Origin of the sequence: Pseudomonas sp. ENNP23, from assembly GCF_001728945.1 — a bacterium.
Lineage (GTDB): Bacteria > Pseudomonadota > Gammaproteobacteria > Pseudomonadales > Pseudomonadaceae > Metapseudomonas > Metapseudomonas otitidis.
In genome coordinates, this window is the sequence record NZ_LYSP01000104.1 from 1 (window position 1) to 1,253 (window position 1,253).

2 protein-coding genes are annotated in these 1,253 nt (G+C 50.9%); both read right to left on the reverse strand.

The window, feature by feature from the left end:
- Window positions 1-56: 56 nt before the first annotated feature.
- The gene (locus A9G05_RS27555) at window positions 57-578 is read right to left on the reverse strand and encodes a hypothetical protein (RefSeq protein ID WP_139131276.1); all 522 of its coding nucleotides are present in this window, start codon (window positions 576-578) and stop codon (window positions 57-59) included.
- A gap of 7 nt (window positions 579-585) precedes the next feature.
- A partial coding sequence (locus A9G05_RS27960) for an RHS repeat domain-containing protein (protein ID WP_218187213.1) occupies window positions 586-1,253 on the reverse strand: 668 nt, incomplete at its 5' end.

A 1,253-nucleotide genomic window follows, 5' to 3' on the forward strand; every position in this document is an offset into this window, starting at 1 on the left:
GGGCCTCCAGCCAATCATGGTGGCGATTCTACCTGTACCGACTTTTCGTACAGAACCTAAGATGCTATATAGATGAGCTCAATGATTTCCCCGGGGGTAATTGTTTTTTTCATCCACTGCTCGCATTCCGAGTTCTGAGATAGGGTCCCAACCGAGAACAAGGGAGACTGTTCTTTGTTTGATATCCCGGCCTCGTAGAAACAGGTTATGTCTGACCCATTGCGCGCTCTGATTATAAAGTTGCTTTCTTTTGTGGCTATGTGAAGCTGCTGGCTTTCATAGCCCTCTGGGTTAAGACTTGGGTGAAGGCGTAGTAATTTCTCGATCTCATCTTGGTTGAAGCGTCGCGGTGTTGAGTCGCCAGCATAGTGACCTATTTGGATGTGGTCGCCGCTTGGAATAGTCGCCTTGGCAATGATGGTTGAACTGCGCGAGATTATGTCTCTGGCTTGTGCGATAAGGTGTAAAGTTCTTTTGTTTTCTGACTGCGAGATGATCAACTCAAAAGCCTCGTTGGCCACTGTGTCATGGCTGAACAGCTCTTTGCCATTTACATAAATACTTACTTGCGGATGCATATCTTCCTCAGAAGAGAATTGGTCTAATTGGCGGCACTTTGTAGTTTGGGCATCGCTGATTATGGATGCTTGCTTTCTGATTGAATCGTGTAATCGCGCTTTGTGCGGCAGCCACGTCTTGTTCACTGGCTGATAGGCCGTAGAGTTCAAGGATAAATGCCCTTGTGGCAAGCAAACTTTTCTGGGCTACGTAGCAACCATCGTCTCCATTGGGATCGTCTTTCGAGCATTGCCCCGTAGGCTGTTTCGGCGGGGGGAATAATGGTACGACGTTGGATTCTTGGCCAATGGATGGGTAGTAAGCACTAATCGGGGTAATTAGGCCGCCCATACCAGGCATCACTCCGACTCCTCGAACTCCTAGCGGCTGCTGTGCAGTTCTAGCAAATAGCCCATCGGGGTCCGAAGACCTTAAAGGATTTCCCTCTACATACCCGTAGGTATTCAGGCCACCGTCAAGCCCAATCGGGTCGCTTTCGACATACCGCCCGGTCTCCGGATCGTAATCCCTGAAGTAGTTGTAATACAGCCCACTGTGCGCATCGGCGATCTGTCCGGGGAAGCGCAGGATCACATCGATATTGCTGCCGTGGGTCTTGGGTTGCCCGATGCCAAAGGCATCGCTCTGCCAGCTCCACACCAGGTTGCCGCTCTGGTTGGTGGCCAGGCGTGGGG